The organism is Paenibacillus sp. FSL L8-0435, assembly GCF_037965655.1.
Taxonomy (GTDB): Bacteria; Bacillota; Bacilli; order Paenibacillales; family Paenibacillaceae; genus Paenibacillus.
On sequence record NZ_CP150185.1, the window covers coordinates 4,915,233 to 4,930,860 of the forward strand.

Genomic DNA, 15,628 nt, shown 5'->3' on the forward strand with positions numbered 1-15,628 from the left:
CGTTCTTACGATCGCTGTTATCCCCAGATTTTTTTGATCCATTCTTCAATGGTAAAATCCGGGGATAAAGGCGAACGCTTCGCTTCTTCAGAATCGATTCTGATCCCTACACTACTTTAGCTGTACAAGCTCTCGTTACTTGTCGGGCTCATCAAATGCTAACTTATATATATTATTTTATTGTTATTAGGCTTTAGAAGCCATTTTGCGTTGTTTTTCTGCACGCTCACGCTCGGATTTGTTCAGGATCTTTTTACGAAGACGAATAGATTTTGGTGTAATCTCACAATATTCATCTTCATTCAGATATTCAAGCGCCTGTTCCAATGAGAAGATAATCGGAGTTTTAATTTTAACCGTATCATCTTTACCGGAAGAACGAACGTTAGTCAGTTGTTTTTCTTTGCAGATGTTAACAACGATATCATTGTCACGTGTATGTTCACCAACAATCATACCTTCGTAGATTTCAGTTCCCGGCTCCAAGAAGAGCGTACCGCGATCCTCAACGCCCATCATGCCATAGAACGTGGATGTACCCGTTTCAGTTGAGATCAACACGCCTTGGTGACGTCCACCCACTTGACCGGATACTACTGGAGCGTAGCTGTCAAATGCATGGTTCATTACACCGTAACCACGAGTCAATGTCAGGAAGTTTGTGCTATATCCGATCAAACCACGTGCTGGAATCAGGAACTCCAGACGAACTTGACCACTACCTGTGTTAACCATGTTAACCATCTCTGCTTTACGTGCGCCCAGGCTCTCCATTACGGAACCCATGCTCTCTTCAGGGATATCAATCAACAAGCGCTCAACAGGTTCCATTTTCTTACCGTCAACTTCTCTTACGATAACTTCTGGTTTGGATACTTGAAGCTCATATCCTTCACGACGCATATTTTCAATCAGGATACCCAAGTGAAGCTCACCACGTCCGGAAACGATAAATGCATCAGGGCTATCCGTTTCGTCAACACGAAGGGAAACATCTGTTTCTAACTCTTTGAACAAACGCTCACGAAGTTTACGGGAAGTTACCCATTTACCTTCACGACCTGCGAATGGACTGTTGTTCACGAGGAACGTCATTTGCAGTGTTGGCTCATCAATTTTCAGAACTGGCAAAGCTTCCGGGTTGTTAGGGTCGGCAATGGTTTCACCAATGTTGATGTCCTTGATCCCTGCAATGGCAACGATGTCGCCTGCTCCTGCTTCTTCCGTCTCAATACGTTTGAGACCCTGGAAACCGAACAGTTTCTCGATACGTGCAGTTTTGCTCTTACCATCACGCATAATAACCGTTACCGATTGTCCTTGACGGATCACACCGCGGTTAACACGACCAATGGCAATACGGCCAAGGTATTCATTGTAGTCCATCAAAGTAACGAGGAATTGAAGCGGTTCTTCAACATTTTCGGTAGGATGTGGGATATGACTAACGATGGTATTGTAGATCGCCATCATGTTGTCATCTTGTTTGGCAGGATCATTATCCATGCTGGATGTTCCGTTCAATGCGGAAGCATATACAACAGGGAATTCGAGTTGTTGATCGTTGGCACCCAGTTCAATGAACAGGTCCAATACTTCATCAATAACCTCAGTCGGACGAGCCGCTGGACGGTCAATTTTGTTTACAACAACGATTGGTGTCAGGTTATGCTCAAGTGCTTTACGAAGTACAAACTTCGTTTGTGGCATACAGCCTTCATAAGCATCTACAACGAGCAATACACCGTCAACCATTTTCATGATACGTTCAACTTCACCACCGAAGTCGGCGTGTCCTGGTGTATCCACAATATTAATCAGGTAATCTTTATAAGTTATAGCCGTGTTTTTGGCCAAAATCGTAATACCGCGTTCACGCTCCAAATCGTTGGAGTCCATTACGCGCTCCTGTACCGTTTCGTGATCTCGGTAAGTACCGGATTGCTGGAGCAACTTGTCAACGAGTGTTGTTTTTCCGTGGTCGACGTGGGCAATAATCGCAATATTGCGAATGTGTTCTCTTGAATGCATGTTTTGTATCCATATCCTTTCCAATTTCAAATCATATCTACTTAAACTTCCCGCAATTTCGCAGGTTACTCACAAAATAAGCGTCGGTGATATCCCGACGCATGTCTATATCCCTTATATTATAGTTTATTATAGGTAAAAATCAAGATATTTCGCACGAGAAGACCACTGGGAATGTTACCAGCCTCTCCCTTGACGTCCTCGTCCAAGTAATAACCAGACTCCGCCCAAGATCAAAAGGACAGCAAGTACATAGATTATTCCCGTTTGCAGCAAGGTAAATCCGAATAATATGATGGACACCGCACCAAGGATCAAAGCTGCAGGTAACACATATTCCGGTCTTCGCCGCTCAGCCATTCCATATTCGAGTAACCCTATGGCGATCCCAAGCAAGAATGCTGGCCACAGCCTGCTCATAAGTCCAGCGCCCCATGTATTCGTTATACTGAATAAAACACCATACACCGTTAGTATGCCGGCAGGAACGAGTGACCATGATGGTGAAATACGCGCATAATATAACGCATGAAGGGCGATGCCTGGCAGCAGGATCAGCAAAGGCCAGAAATTGCGACCAATAAATCCAAACACGCCAAACTTGCCAAGCAGAATAACAATTCCCGCAGCTACAATAAATAGTCCAATCGCTTTTTCATTTCTCATCCTCATTATCAATCACCTCTTATACTATGGCTATGTACTTTATTTCTCCTTAAGCGATACGCATTCCATGCTGACTGTTGATTTCCAAACCTGTAATCCTGCTACTAGTGTATCCGATGTTTCGGCAAAAAACTATACTTTATGTCGCACTTTGCGTGCGCCCTTTACCTGTATTACCCTAAAATGTGCAACTTATGACAGCCCATTAGTTGTTGTATTCACAAGTGTATTCTCTCAACACAAAACCGCCTAAACCGGACGGTTCAGACGGTCTTAATTCAAACTTTTATCCAAAATTAAACTATGCGTTCTTACGCACAAATTTATGTGCGCCTCCAATCGCAACCACAAGACAAGCCATTGCTACGGGAAGCAGCGTATGCACCTCTGATGCCATACCTCCCAGCCATTCTCCTAACTTGGGGTCTTTCATCACCATCTCACCTGCTGTGAAGGCCAGAATGCCTGATCCGACGAATACAAGAATCGGAAATCGCTTCAACAAACCAACAATTAACCCGCTCCCCCATACGACGATGGGGATACTGATTGCAATACCAATGACGATCAAAGCCAAATCCCCATCAGCCAAAGCCGCTATGGCCAAAACATTATCCAAGCTCATTACAAAATCGGCAATCAGAATGGTTTGAATGGCTTTCCAGGTCGTAGATGCTTCTCGAATATGTACTTCATCATCATTTTGAAGCAGTAGCTTTACTGCAATCCAGAGTAGCAACAGCCCACCTGCCGCTTGGATAAAGGGAATTCCCAGCAACAATACCGCTACAAAGGTTAATACACAACGCAGCAGCACCGCACCAAAAGCTCCCCACCATACCGCTTTTTTGCGTTGTATTGGTGGCAGATCCTTGCTGGCAAGCGCAATAACAACCGCATTATCTCCACTCAATACCAGATTGATCATTAAAATTTCAGTTAAAAGCCATAGTGTATCCATGTCCTCATCCCCCCACATTAACTTGTATGTCGGAGTTGTCCATGCTATTCTTAATGATTGAACCGTATATAAGGAGTGACATATCTCATGGAGCTATTTAGTCCCACATTCTGGCTGGCTTTGCTGAACGTTGTCTTTATTGATCTAATTCTGGCTGGAGATAATGCCATCGTCATTGGTCTCGCAGCTCGAAATTTGCACCCTTCTGTGCAGAAAAAGGCGATTCTATATGGAACTGGCGGCGCACTTTTGATTCGAATTTTAGCAACAGTTGTTGTTTTATGGTTGCTTAAAGTTCCGTGGCTCTTGCTTGTGGGAGGCATACTTCTGATCTGGATTGCCTATAAATTATTGGCGGATCAGGGTGATGAACACAATGATGTCCAGGCGGGAACTTCCTTGTGGACCGCAATTCGTACCATCGTAATCGCGGATGCAGCCATGGGATTAGATAACGTGATCGCAGTTGCTGGAGCAGCCCAGCAGCATCTCGTGCTTGTCATCCTTGGACTCCTGATTAGTGTCCCTATTATCGTCTGGGGCAGTACCCTGTTTATCAAACTAATTAATCATTTTCCTTGGATTATCTATGTCGGAGCCATTGTTCTCGGGTATACGGCTTCTAATATGATCACGGAGGAACAGCGACTCTTGCCTTACTTTACTGAACATCCGGCATTGCGCATTCTCTTTATCGTTGTGGTTATTGCAGGTGTAGTCTTTGCAGGTTATCGCAAACGCTCCAGCAGTTCCAGCCACAAGGGATCTGACGGGGAACAGCAGCGCTCCTATTCGTAGGCTAATTTAAACTAAAAATTTCATCCTGAATACAGCAAAGGACTGAACGATATTTCATCGGACAGTCCTTTTTGCAGTTAACATAGCCCTTATTATGTCAGCCATGCTAATTTTTATTGAGTTTAGAACCAATCATCCTTCATGCCATTGTCGCCTGTCGGATTCGTTACCACAGAAGTTTCACCGGCATGCAGGGTGATCGTTTCAGTTTGTTCCACCGCCTGATCCACCCATTCTGACAGATGGCTCATTGTTGATTCTATTTTATCCACAATTCGAAGATTTGGATTGGTTGAAGGTGACTTTGGCACAAAGAGAGTACAGCAATCCTCATATGGCAAAATAGATATGTCATAAGTTCCAATCTGTTTGGACAGGGTAATGATCTCCTGTTTATCCATCATAACCAGTGGTCGTAACAGTGGCAGATCCGTCGCACGACCAATGACATTCATACTCGGAAGAGTCTGACTCGCTACTTGGCCCAGGCTATCCCCGGTGATCAGTGCGAGTGCCCGCTCACGCTCGGCAAGTTTGGATGCAATTCGCAGCATTGAACGTCGCATCAGCGTAATAATCAGATTGTCCTGACCCAGCTGGGTAAATGCCGTTTGAATCTCTGTAAATGGAACCAGATGCAGCTTGATTGCTCCTGCATGATCAGCAAGGGCACGCGCCAAATCAATGACCTTCTCTTTGGCACGCTGGCTTGTGAACGGGTAACTGTAAAAATGTACACATTCCACTTCAAGCCCACGGCGCATGGAAGACCAGGCTGCAACCGGGCTGTCTATTCCACCTGATAACAGTACCATTGCTTTGCCATTCGTACCCAGTGGAAAGCCACCTACTGCCGGAATGGTTTCATTGAAAATATAGGTACCCTGATCCCGAATTTCCACTCGCAGTTCGATATCAGGTTGACGAACATCAACACTTAATTGCTGAAACTTCCGAAGAATCGGGGAACCAACCAGATGGTTCATTTCATGGGAAGAGTTCGGGAACTCCTTCCATACCCGCCTTACATTTACCTTAAATGTGGTACCTTCCTTGAATTCGTCTTCCCTTTCGTCCATAAACGCAACTGCTGTTTTCACAATCTCATCAAGCTCGGATGGAGTAACTTTAACCGGACTAATCGACATCACACCGAATACCCGCTTCAGCACCTTAATCAGTTCAGTATGTGATTCACCGCCAAGATCTACATACACACGGCCATATTCTTTGCGAAGGCTCGCTCCTGGATAAGGTTTAAGCAAAGCTTTTACCTGTGTAATGATCGTTTTTTCAAATCGGGCACGATTTTTCCCTTTTAACATAAACTCTCCGAAACGGAGAAGCAGCATATCATATTTCATATCCATTACATCCGCCTTTCGAGGGGCCGCAACTGCGCCACCATCTGATGTAAAGCCCGCTCAAGCAAGGCTACATCTTCTTCTGTATGTTCATCTCCAAGACTAATACGCAATCCGCCACCAGCACAAGCTGCATCTCTGCCCATCGCAAGTAGAGCCCGACTCGGTTCAGCCGAACGCGAAGAACAGGCAGATTGAGTCGATATGGTTACCCCAAGTTGCTCCAAGGTGTGCAACGCCACTTCTGCCTTCATCCCGGGATAGGAGAAGTGCACAATATGAGGTGCACCCTCTGTGCGGCTGTTCAATTCAAATTCAGGAATGTCACGTATTGTGTCCATCAACCGATCACGGAGCACCGTTGTACGCCGGGCAAAATCAACCTGATCTTCTGCTGCCATTCGCATGGCCTTTGCCATGCCTACCAGCAAGGCCACGTTTTCAGTGCCTGCTCTTAGGCCTTGTTCCTGTGATCCTCCTGACAATAGTGGCGTAAGCTCCACTCCACTTCGCACATACAGGAGACCTGCTCCCTTCGGTCCACGAATCTTGTGAGCAGACAGACTGTACAGATCTGCACCCCAAGCGGCAGGTGTTGCCTTCATTTTTCCAAAGCCTTGAACACCATCCACATGGAAAAGCACCCGTGGTGCTTCCTTTTTGAGCTGTTTGCCGATTTCTGCAATCGGATGGATGGCTCCAGTTTCATTATTTACATGCATCAGACTCACAAGCACCGTGTCGGGCCTGATCGCGTCTACAACCTGCTGAGCGTTGACCACTCCATCGGAATTCACAGGAACTAATGTCACTTCCCATCCCCACTGCTGCAATTGCATAAAACTTTCGTACACCGAGGCATGCTCGGTAGCCGTAGTGATGATGTGTCTGCCTCGTGACTGATATCGTAATGCCGCACCTTTTATCGCAAGATTATTACTCTCGGTCGCACCGGAAGTAAATACAATCTCCTCAGGCTTAACGCCGATTGCCGCAGCACAGCCAGATCGTGCACGACGCAGCAACTGATGAGCACGCTCTCCATACCCATGGATGGAGGACGGGTTACCAAATTGTGTCTCCATAATTTCGGCCATCGTACGAATCACATCGGGATGGGGAGGTGTGGTTGCAGCATAATCAAAATATTTCAAATGAGGTTAGACCTCCCTTTATCTCTTCGTTCATGAACCTACAGTGAGCATTGTAACACGATACCCATACAACACAAAAAGACCAACCGGGAACAGGCGTTTCAAGCGCTACTGCTCCCACATTTGATCTCATCCTGCCTATCATGTGTTTTCACAAATGTCTCTCTGTGAGTTTAGATCACATATTTCGACTGTGCCTTCTCCACCTTGGAGATATAATTCTGTGTTTCGGAAGGCAAACGGTTAAGTACACTCATCAGTTCGCTATCACTAGACACGCCCAGACGTGAAACACGGCCCGGTCCTGCATTATATGCAGCAAGTGCCATCTTCACTTCTCCACCGAAACGCTGGAGCTGAAGGGAAAGATACTTCGTACCCGCATCAATGTTCTGGGCAGGATCAAATGAATTACTCACACCCAGCCCTGCAGCCGTACCATCCATTAATTGCATAAGCCCTTTGGCACCCGCGGAGGACACGACATTTGGGTTAAAATTGGACTCTGTGTCAATGACGGCCTTGATCAATGATTCAGGAACACCGTATTTGGCACTTGCCTCGGCAATCAAAGATTCATAATCCGTAGGTACAGATGCACCGGAATCCACGATTCCTGTATTGGATGAAGATAATAAAGACCCAACGATGTTATTGGAGACAGAGGACGATCCTGCCGTATTTATATCCGGATTGTACGTGCTTCCGAGTTGCAGCCACAACAAACCATCACTGGATCTTTTGGAGACCGTAGCGGTGGAATCCGTATTACTCATCGAATTGGTACCCGTACCTAACAGCCCGTCCATCACATTGGCGAAATCCACAGTTGAACCAGCATTTGGTTGTGATCCACTAGTTTGGTTATTCACATTGGACAATTGCAGTTCCAATAACTGCCGCGATCCGCTTGGATCAATCTGCATGAGTTATACCCACTCCCGTATAATTAAGCGTATTATGACCTTATTCTACATCGTTTTACAGCAAGGTTCCATTGTTTTCAAAAAAATATATGAATCTTCCCACCTAACCTGCACATATACGAAAAAAACCTTCTGTAATTCACCGCATTTGGGTGAAAACAGAAGGCTGTTGAATGAACATTTTACAATCTAGCGAGCAAATGGAATCATGAAAAAATAACTCAGCGTGGCTACAATACCGAGTCCGATGGACCAAGCTCCCGCTGTCTTACGACCATTCACATAAGCATAGTAACCCAGAACGGCTGCCGCTGGTCCAAGTACGATTGACCACATGAACAAGGACGCGATGCCGAAGGCCAGCCCCATATAACCTGCGACTTTACCTGTTGACTCCATGACACGGTCTGCCTCATGTTTCTCAGGTACAGGTTCTGAGCGTTCGGTACCTCCAGTTCTTACGACAGTCGGAGGAGCAACCTCTGCCCCGTATTCTTCCCGATGTGTTTTTCTGGGATAATCGACGCGCATACGCTGTTTTTCACCGTCAACATTGGTTTCAGGGCGATCTTTAAAATTAAACTTATTATCGTCATTTTCCATTTGGAAGCACCTCCGTTATGAAATAGGGATGACTGCTCACTTGGGTTTGAACGTGTGACAGCATGTTGCAGAGGATGTGCGTGCATGATCATGGTGATCGGAGTCAAATGTCTCACCGGCAAATTCCTCATGCAGACGACGGGTGGCATGTTGGTCAATGTCAATCATGATGGCATCAGCGTGGCAGAAGTTGTTCTCTCCCCAAAAGTTGCAGTTGGAGACACTGCATTTGACAATTGGTTTGTCTTGGCTCATTTTTTTATCACCTCGACTACTATTGTCTCCCCGCCACAAACCTGATATTCCCCGTCAAAATGCCAGATGATGACATGATCACACCTCGTCTGATTCTCACTAATAACACAAAAAAACCGCCACAAGGGCGGTTTCGTCCAATTTCATATTCAGGTTTAAACGTTCATTAGGCGTGATTCCGTTGATTTTGCATACGGCGCTGAGTCAGGTAATCACTTTCGTAATATGCCAGATCATCGCGCAATTCTTCGTACGTTTTGGAAACCTCAAGAATGACATCCCGTACTGCACGGATTGGCTTGTCACGGAAACGAATGGCATCTTGTCCTGTGTAAGCGTATCTTCCGTCTTCAGAATAACATTCATTTTTGGGATAGAAAAAGCTGTTTACGCATTGGTGATACGTATTATAAAGAGCCTTTTCGGCAAAATCGACATCAAAGTTGGCACGACGCAGCACAACGCCAAGTTTTTCGTAAGAAACTTCAGAAAAAACGAGCAAATGACGGAGATCTGAAAGAAATCCTTTGTAGAAGGCTGTTGATTCTTCCGTCTGATTCTGATCCAGTTCAGGCAAAGCATTCTCATTCAAAAAATTTTCAATCCGATCGATAGCCGGTTTTAACTTTTCCCTAGTTGACTCACATGTTTTCTGTACATTGGCTGCTGACATAAAGGTAGCTCCCCCTTAAATAAGTCCTTACATATAGGTCGGCCAACGGTGGTTTTCCCCTGACCTTTGAATTCTCAGCTATAATCCTACCATAAAAAGATGACGAGCGGTATCCCTTAATCATGCTTTCCGCTTCTGCCGTTAAACATGCCTATTATACGCAGTCAGACTCGAACTCACCTGCATAAAAATATCCGCTTTTTCTAACGATAGATATAACCAGTGACAACGATGAAGCACTGTTAATGATTGTCCAAAATGAACGAAGGAGGTTCCATCCACCATGTCCAGACCGAAATGGATTAACTGGGCCCTTGCAGCTGGTGCAGGAGCACTCGCCCTGACGCTTCTGCTTCCAACATCAAATCGTCAAGAACCCAAGCCAAGTGCCCTGTCAAATTCTGCTCATGAAGAGCACACGAGTAAGCAGCGTCTGAAAGTGCAGGATGTCAAAGCAACCGATCTTCTGACCCGTATGGATGCCAAGCAACATCTCAGTATCATGCTGGAGAAAACCGCCACAATGAATGCTGCGCAGGTTAGCCGATATGTGAAGGATCTCCAAAGTTCACATGAACATATCAGATCCATTCATCTCATGAATACCAATGGCTCTTTTAACAAACCCTTTGATCAAGCCTCCACACAAGGAAGCAAGTTGGAACAACAAAAACTTCAACATGCGCTCAATCTTGCCAAAAAAGCGGTAAACAAACGCCAATGTTTTGAATCCTCTTCTTTTCCTTTGGGAAAAGAAAAATATTTTGTTATGGGGCAACCCTCCAAAGATGGCAAAAGAGCTGTCATTGCCTTGTTCAGCCAGAACGTATTAAATGCTGTTGAACAACATCAGCGCAAAAATCTGCGCATGATCCCTTATCCGCGTGAGGGTAAATTCAAAATTGAATCTGTTCACCCGGATACGCTTAACGAAATCACAGTGAAGACCGGACATGATAATGCCAATGCCAGTCATTTTTATGAAAATGAAATCGTCATCCGTTTTCGCCAGGATCCCGGTGAACGGGACATGCGTATCATTAAATCTGATCTGAGAGCGCAATCTGCGCGCAAGCTGGGATACACGTATGTTTTTCGGTCAGAACACATGAGTTACAAACAATTGCATAGTTATTTCGATAGCAAATGGAATCCACTCTATATGGAGCCCCACTATATGTATTTAACCAATGATACTGTAACTGAACAAACAGATGTAACGATACCCAATGACATTTTGTTCTCCGATTATCAGTGGAACCTGCCTGCGATTGAGACAAACAGAGGTTGGAATATTACCAAAGGAAACAAAGATGTCATCGTTGCGGTGGTCGACACGGGGGTTGATATGAATCATCCTGACCTGAAGGGCAAGCTCCTTGAGGGTTATAATGTGGTCGAGCCGGGAAGCCAACCGATGGATGATGTGGGACATGGAACACATGTCGCAGGCATTATCGGCGCTACTGTCAACAATAATGAAGGCGTGGCAGGCATGAGCTGGTATAACAAGGTACTACCGGTTAAAGTACTCGACAACTCGGGTTCTGGTACCACGTATGCCGTTGCCGAAGGCATCATCTGGGCAGCCGATCATGGAGCCAAAGTTATCAATATGAGTCTGGGCAATTATGCTGATGCACAATTTCTTCATGATGCCATTAAATACGCTTTTGACCGGGATATCGTCCTGATTGCAGCCACAGGGAACGATAATACCGAGCGTCCAGGATACCCTGCTGCTTATCCGGAAGTATTTGCCGTATCTGCTACGGACCCGGATATGAGCAAAGCTTCCTATTCCAACTATGGGGATTATGTAGATGTGATGGCTCCAGGGTCCAGTATCGCCAGTACCTATCCAAATAATCAGTATGCGGCCTTGTCTGGAACGTCCATGGCTAGCCCTCATGTAGCCGCACTTGCAGGTTTGATCCGTTCGTTGAACCCGGACTTGACCAACACGGAAGTGATGGATTTGATGCGCCAAAGTGTTATTGACCTCGGTGATCCGGGTCACGACAAGTATTTCGGCTATGGCCAAATCGATGTCTATAAGGCACTGCAAGCCGCATCAGGCAACAGCGCTCCTTTGCAGTTCTGGCCGCAACATGTCAGACAACAAATGGATAATACGATGAAAAAGTATACTCCTTAATCGTAATAACTCTACTCAGTAAAAATACAAAAGCAGCTGCGCCCCGGGGCGTACGCTGCTCTTTTGGTTTATATCCAATTCCCCGGAGCACCCGCTGCGCTTAGCGCTTGCGAGAAGATGTGCGGGCTTTACTTGATTTTTTTACGGATTTTTTCTTCGGATTATGGCTGGATACATAACAAGGGTCTTCTTCTTTGACAACAACAGGATACATGTGGTGATGAATCGGAACACAGTGATGTTTTTTGATCACTTCAATCGGGTGGATTACAGGCACGATTTGTGGGATGTAATAATCCTCAACAACCTGGATCGGGTCACAGACAATCGGGCAAAGCGGTGGACAGTAATGGTTCATTTCAAAACCAACTCCCTTTCTGGTGATACTATAACCTATTGCAGCAGATCGAAAGTGGATTGGATGTATGTCCATAGTCCGAAAAATTATATGAGCGGTAGCCTGTCCGCCACTGTCCCACCCTGCCCAGGTGTTACTCTGTCAATGACTTGGCACAGTACACGGAGTCCTTCACACAAAAGCTCAACGTTTGTTACAGTGAAGCAGATACGCAGACTTGGTGTATCCATCTCTCCTACATAACAGGCGGAACCTGGCAGGAAAGAAACCCCTGCAGCAAGTGACTGATGATGCAACTCACGCATATCCAGGTTACTCGGAAGTTGAAGCCACAGATTGAGTCCTCCCTCTGGCAAGCGCCATTGCATACCCGTAGTAGCATGCTGTTCCAGCACTTCGGATGCTGCGCACAAGCGAGAATACAATTCATCCCTCAATCGGGATACATAGGCACCATACTGATTCTGAATAAAAGATTGCAGCGCCTTTTGTGTAAGCAGCGGACTCCCCAAATCCGCCGTAGATTTTGCGGCCACAAGCCGGGTCAATACACTTCCGTCTGCGATGGCGCAGGCTATACGGCAACCGGGAGACAACACCTTGCTGAAGCTTTTGATATATACGACATGACCTGTCCCATCCATCGATTTAATCGACGCCGGAGGAGGCTCACGAAAATAAAGATCTGCAAAAGGGTCATCCTCCAGAATAAGGCAGTGGTAGCTTTGCGCGAGATTAAGAAGCTGTGCCCGTCTTCTTGCACTCATCGTGATCCCTGTTGGATTGTGATAGGTCGGGATCGTATAGATCAGTTTGGGCGGATAGGTATCACATAATCGGGTCAACAGATCAATACGCATGCCTTCGTCATCCATCGGGACCGTAATGATCTTCGCGCCTCTACTCGTAAATACATCAATAGCTCCGGTATAGCTTGGTGCCTCCATGTACACAACATCCCCAGGTCCGACAAAAGTTCGTGCCACAAGATCGATCCCCTGCTGAGCACCACTTGTAATTAACATGCGTTCAGGTGCAGCCTGTAGTCCACGCTCGGCAAAATGTTCGGCAAAGATCTGTCTAAGTTCCCGATCCCCCTGAAAAGATCCGTAAGCTGCCATACGCTCTGTATGATCAGAGGAGAGTCGGTAGGCGCTGTCGATAATCTCGCGTGTAGGCAACAGTTCAGGCTGAATCGCTGACATATGAAGTTCATACCATACTTGTGGTGACGTATCAAAATGTCTCCAGAGCTGGGCTCGCGGTAAATAATCCACCAGTGCCATCTGCCAATTCCATGACGTACTAGATTCACTGTTGGCATGGTTTCGCTGCGCTCGGTCCACATCCTCCATCTGATCCACGTTCAATGTACCTCTCACATAACAACCTTTCCCCTGGGAGCAGGTGATCAATTGAATCGCTTCAAGTTCAGCATACGCTTTGGATACAGTAACCAGGCTGACACCCAAATCCGCGGTCATTTTACGAACAGAAGGAAGCCGGGTTCCGGGTTCAATGAGTCCTGATCTGATGCGATCGGCAATCGTTAGCGCAATCTGCACGTACAATTTGGTACTGCTTCCCCGCTTTAATTCAATATGCATGTGTGCTCCCCCAACTGTTATGATCTTCATTTTACTGTTATAGTGTAGTCCGTCTATTATAGTTTATAATATCAGTATAACAGTGAATAACAGGAGATGAGAATAACATGAGTATCCCTTGGTCCAAAATGGCACAAAACACCCCGTCCTCTGTCGTTCGCGACATGCTCCAGGCCGCTCAGGCACCTGGAATGATCTCACTAGCCGGTGGATTACCAGCCCAGACTTCATTCCCGCTGGAAGCCATCCGCGTTGCATATGAAAAAGTATTTATGAGCGGAGCAGCCGCTCTTCAATATGCGGAGACTGAAGGTTACCGTCCTCTTCGCGCCAAAATTGCGGAACGTCTTGAATCCAAGGGCATTCCCGCTTCACCCGATCACATGCTTCTCACTACGGGTTCACAGCAATCCATTGACTTGGTTTGCCGCATCCTTCTTGACCCAGGTGACCGCGTATTGGTTGAATCACCAACCTACCTCGCTGCTCTGCAAGTCATTCATTCCTATCAGGCTGAATCTCACGGCGTAGCCTGTGATGATCACGGCATGTTGCCTGAATCTCTGGAGGAACAGCTCCAGTCGCATCGTCCAAAACTTGTCTACATTAATCCCACGTTCTCCAATCCTACGGGAAAAGTGTGGTCACGAGAAAGAAGACAGCAGGCTGTGGATCTGTGCCGCAAGTATGGTGTACTCATTTTGGAAGATGATCCCTATGGTGAAATTCGGTTCAATCCGGAGCAATTGGATGTCCCTGCTCTCGCAGAACTGGATGCAGTATCCTATGACGGCCCTTCCAATGTTATTTACACCAGTACATTCTCCAAAACGGTAGCACCTGGCCTTCGTACGGGCTGGATACTGGCTGCTCCCGATATTGTCAAAATGGCAGCACGAGCCAAACAAGGTGCCGACTTGCACTCCAGCAGCATTGACCAAAGAGCGCTTCATGCACTGCTTGAATCTTTCGATCTGGATGCGCATATCCGCCATATTTCAGAGGATTACGAACAACGCATGAAAACACTGACGACTCTCATGGCAGCCAAAGCCTGGGAAGGCATCTCGTGGAATTCACCACAAGGTGGCATGTTCTTGTGGCTGCAACTGCCTGAAGGCATGCTAGCAAGCAATCTGTTCACATATGGTATCCAGGAGAAAGTGTGCATTGTCCCGGGTGATTCCTTCTATGCAGGTACACCAGAGTTAAACCGCATGCGAATCAACTTTACTCATACGGACCCTGAGCTTCTTCCGGAAGCGGTGGAAAGAATGGATCGCGCCATCCAACGCTGGCATGCTTCCTTGACATCGGACAGTGTTGTTACACTGTAATGAACTGTCATAAACGTTTTGCTGTCCACTAGCGTATGAAGGTTAATAACTTGATATGAGAAACAAAAATAAGGCGGCATGCCCGAGAATCTCGGGCATGCCGCCTTATTTTATAGAACCTGTTATTAACAGGAGTTATGTTTGTTCAGATGTTCATGGGTCCTTCTGATCAGTCAGGCCATCGGATGAATCATACGAGTTGTCCTCGACTGATAGGTGGACTACATTGTGTTGCTATAATGTTGTTGTTGCAGTTAGGAAAGCTTACCGTAAGCCGGGTTCTGTGCTCTTCGTGGTTCATACGGGAACTACCCTCCCACCAGAAGCGACAATCATCTATCTAGGCCATACATTGCTGCACAGCTCAAGCGACCAACCTAGACACACCTCGGGCTAAGGTTGCCTCCTCCGAAAAGGCGGCTGTGTCCCATTAGGTCTTGCTCCAGATGGGGTTTACCAGGAACGAAGTCACCAGCGTTCCTCGGGGTCTCTTACACCTCGGTTCCATCCTTGCCTGTGCCGGAAAATCCGGCCATCGGCGGTCCATTTCTGTGGCACTATCCTTCAACTCGCGCTGACTGGACGTTATCCAGCATCCTGCCCTGTGGAGCCCGGACTTTCCTCTCGTGGCAACAAAGGCCACCAGCGATTGTCTGTCAAACTTTCCGAACAACATTACATAGTATACAGGCATTTAGGTTCCCAGACAAGCTTAATATTACTGGAAGCCGTACATC

At 46.4% G+C, this 15,628-nt stretch carries 14 protein-coding genes and 1 other RNA gene; 3 read left to right on the plus strand and 12 right to left on the minus strand.

What is annotated here, in order from left to right:
• Positions 1 to 186 precede the first annotated feature (186 nt).
• The 3 genes from typA to NST33_RS21910 all read right to left on the minus strand — a co-directional run bounded on the left by typA (position 187) and on the right by NST33_RS21910 (position 3,658).
• Complete coding sequence (gene typA, locus NST33_RS21900; RefSeq protein WP_036674819.1) at positions 187 to 2,031, minus strand: translational GTPase TypA; 1,845 nt, start codon at positions 2,029 to 2,031, stop codon at positions 187 to 189.
• Positions 2,032 to 2,208: 177 nt separating this feature from the next.
• Entirely contained in the window at positions 2,209 to 2,703 is a 495-nt protein-coding gene (locus NST33_RS21905) for a hypothetical protein (protein WP_221822008.1), read from the minus strand.
• A 295-nt stretch (positions 2,704 to 2,998) separates the two neighbouring features.
• Complete coding sequence (locus NST33_RS21910) at positions 2,999 to 3,658, minus strand: TerC family protein (protein WP_091014030.1); 660 nt, start codon at positions 3,656 to 3,658, stop codon at positions 2,999 to 3,001.
• An 87-nt stretch (positions 3,659 to 3,745) separates the two neighbouring features.
• Between NST33_RS21910 and NST33_RS21915 the strand changes: the two genes are divergently transcribed.
• On the plus strand, positions 3,746 to 4,456 hold the full coding sequence (locus NST33_RS21915) for a TerC family protein (protein ID WP_221822006.1): 711 nt from the start codon (positions 3,746 to 3,748) through the stop codon (positions 4,454 to 4,456).
• A 122-nt stretch (positions 4,457 to 4,578) separates the two neighbouring features.
• Here the strand turns inward: NST33_RS21915 and thiI are convergent, their stop codons facing one another.
• The 6 genes from thiI to NST33_RS21945 all read right to left on the minus strand — a co-directional run bounded on the left by thiI (position 4,579) and on the right by NST33_RS21945 (position 9,431).
• The gene (thiI, locus tag NST33_RS21920) at positions 4,579 to 5,820 is read right to left on the minus strand and encodes a tRNA uracil 4-sulfurtransferase ThiI (RefSeq protein WP_221822064.1); all 1,242 of its coding nucleotides are present in this window, start codon (positions 5,818 to 5,820) and stop codon (positions 4,579 to 4,581) included.
• A gap of 5 nt (positions 5,821 to 5,825) precedes the next feature.
• On the minus strand, positions 5,826 to 6,974 hold the full coding sequence (locus NST33_RS21925) for a cysteine desulfurase family protein (protein WP_221822004.1): 1,149 nt from the start codon (positions 6,972 to 6,974) through the stop codon (positions 5,826 to 5,828).
• 173 nt (positions 6,975 to 7,147) lie between these two features.
• Positions 7,148 to 7,900: a lytic transglycosylase domain-containing protein gene (locus NST33_RS21930; protein ID WP_237174367.1), complete on the minus strand. Its 753-nt coding sequence runs from the start codon at positions 7,898 to 7,900 to the stop codon at positions 7,148 to 7,150.
• A 189-nt stretch (positions 7,901 to 8,089) separates the two neighbouring features.
• On the minus strand, positions 8,090 to 8,431 hold the full coding sequence (locus NST33_RS21935; RefSeq protein WP_237175704.1) for a hypothetical protein: 342 nt from the start codon (positions 8,429 to 8,431) through the stop codon (positions 8,090 to 8,092).
• A gap of 108 nt (positions 8,432 to 8,539) precedes the next feature.
• Positions 8,540 to 8,758 (minus strand): DUF1540 domain-containing protein, encoded by a 219-nt coding sequence (locus NST33_RS21940; RefSeq protein WP_074095869.1) that lies wholly within the window; start codon positions 8,756 to 8,758, stop codon positions 8,540 to 8,542.
• Positions 8,759 to 8,924: 166 nt separating this feature from the next.
• Complete coding sequence (locus NST33_RS21945; RefSeq protein WP_017687263.1) at positions 8,925 to 9,431, minus strand: YpuI family protein; 507 nt, start codon at positions 9,429 to 9,431, stop codon at positions 8,925 to 8,927.
• A gap of 283 nt (positions 9,432 to 9,714) precedes the next feature.
• Between NST33_RS21945 and NST33_RS21950 the strand changes: the two genes are divergently transcribed.
• A complete protein-coding gene (locus tag NST33_RS21950) occupies positions 9,715 to 11,589 on the plus strand; it encodes a S8 family peptidase (RefSeq protein WP_339305053.1) in 1,875 nt (624 codons plus the stop codon).
• Positions 11,590 to 11,689: 100 nt separating this feature from the next.
• On the opposite strand, the gene NST33_RS21955 is transcribed toward NST33_RS21950, so the two are convergent.
• Positions 11,690 to 11,947 carry a hypothetical protein gene (locus NST33_RS21955; protein ID WP_076211601.1) on the minus strand — a complete coding sequence of 86 codons (258 nt, stop codon included), beginning with the start codon at positions 11,945 to 11,947 and terminating at the stop codon, positions 11,690 to 11,692.
• An 86-nt stretch (positions 11,948 to 12,033) separates the two neighbouring features.
• Positions 12,034 to 13,554 (minus strand): PLP-dependent aminotransferase family protein, encoded by a 1,521-nt coding sequence (locus NST33_RS21960; RefSeq protein ID WP_339308743.1) that lies wholly within the window; start codon positions 13,552 to 13,554, stop codon positions 12,034 to 12,036.
• Positions 13,555 to 13,661: 107 nt separating this feature from the next.
• On the opposite strand from NST33_RS21960, the gene NST33_RS21965 reads away from it, so the two are divergent.
• Positions 13,662 to 14,891 (plus strand): PLP-dependent aminotransferase family protein, encoded by a 1,230-nt coding sequence (locus NST33_RS21965; RefSeq protein WP_221821996.1) that lies wholly within the window; start codon positions 13,662 to 13,664, stop codon positions 14,889 to 14,891.
• Between the two features lie 255 nt (positions 14,892 to 15,146).
• Here the strand turns inward: NST33_RS21965 and rnpB are convergent.
• Positions 15,147 to 15,556, minus strand: an RNA gene (gene rnpB, locus NST33_RS21970) — RNase P RNA component class A.
• Positions 15,557 to 15,628 lie beyond the last annotated feature (72 nt).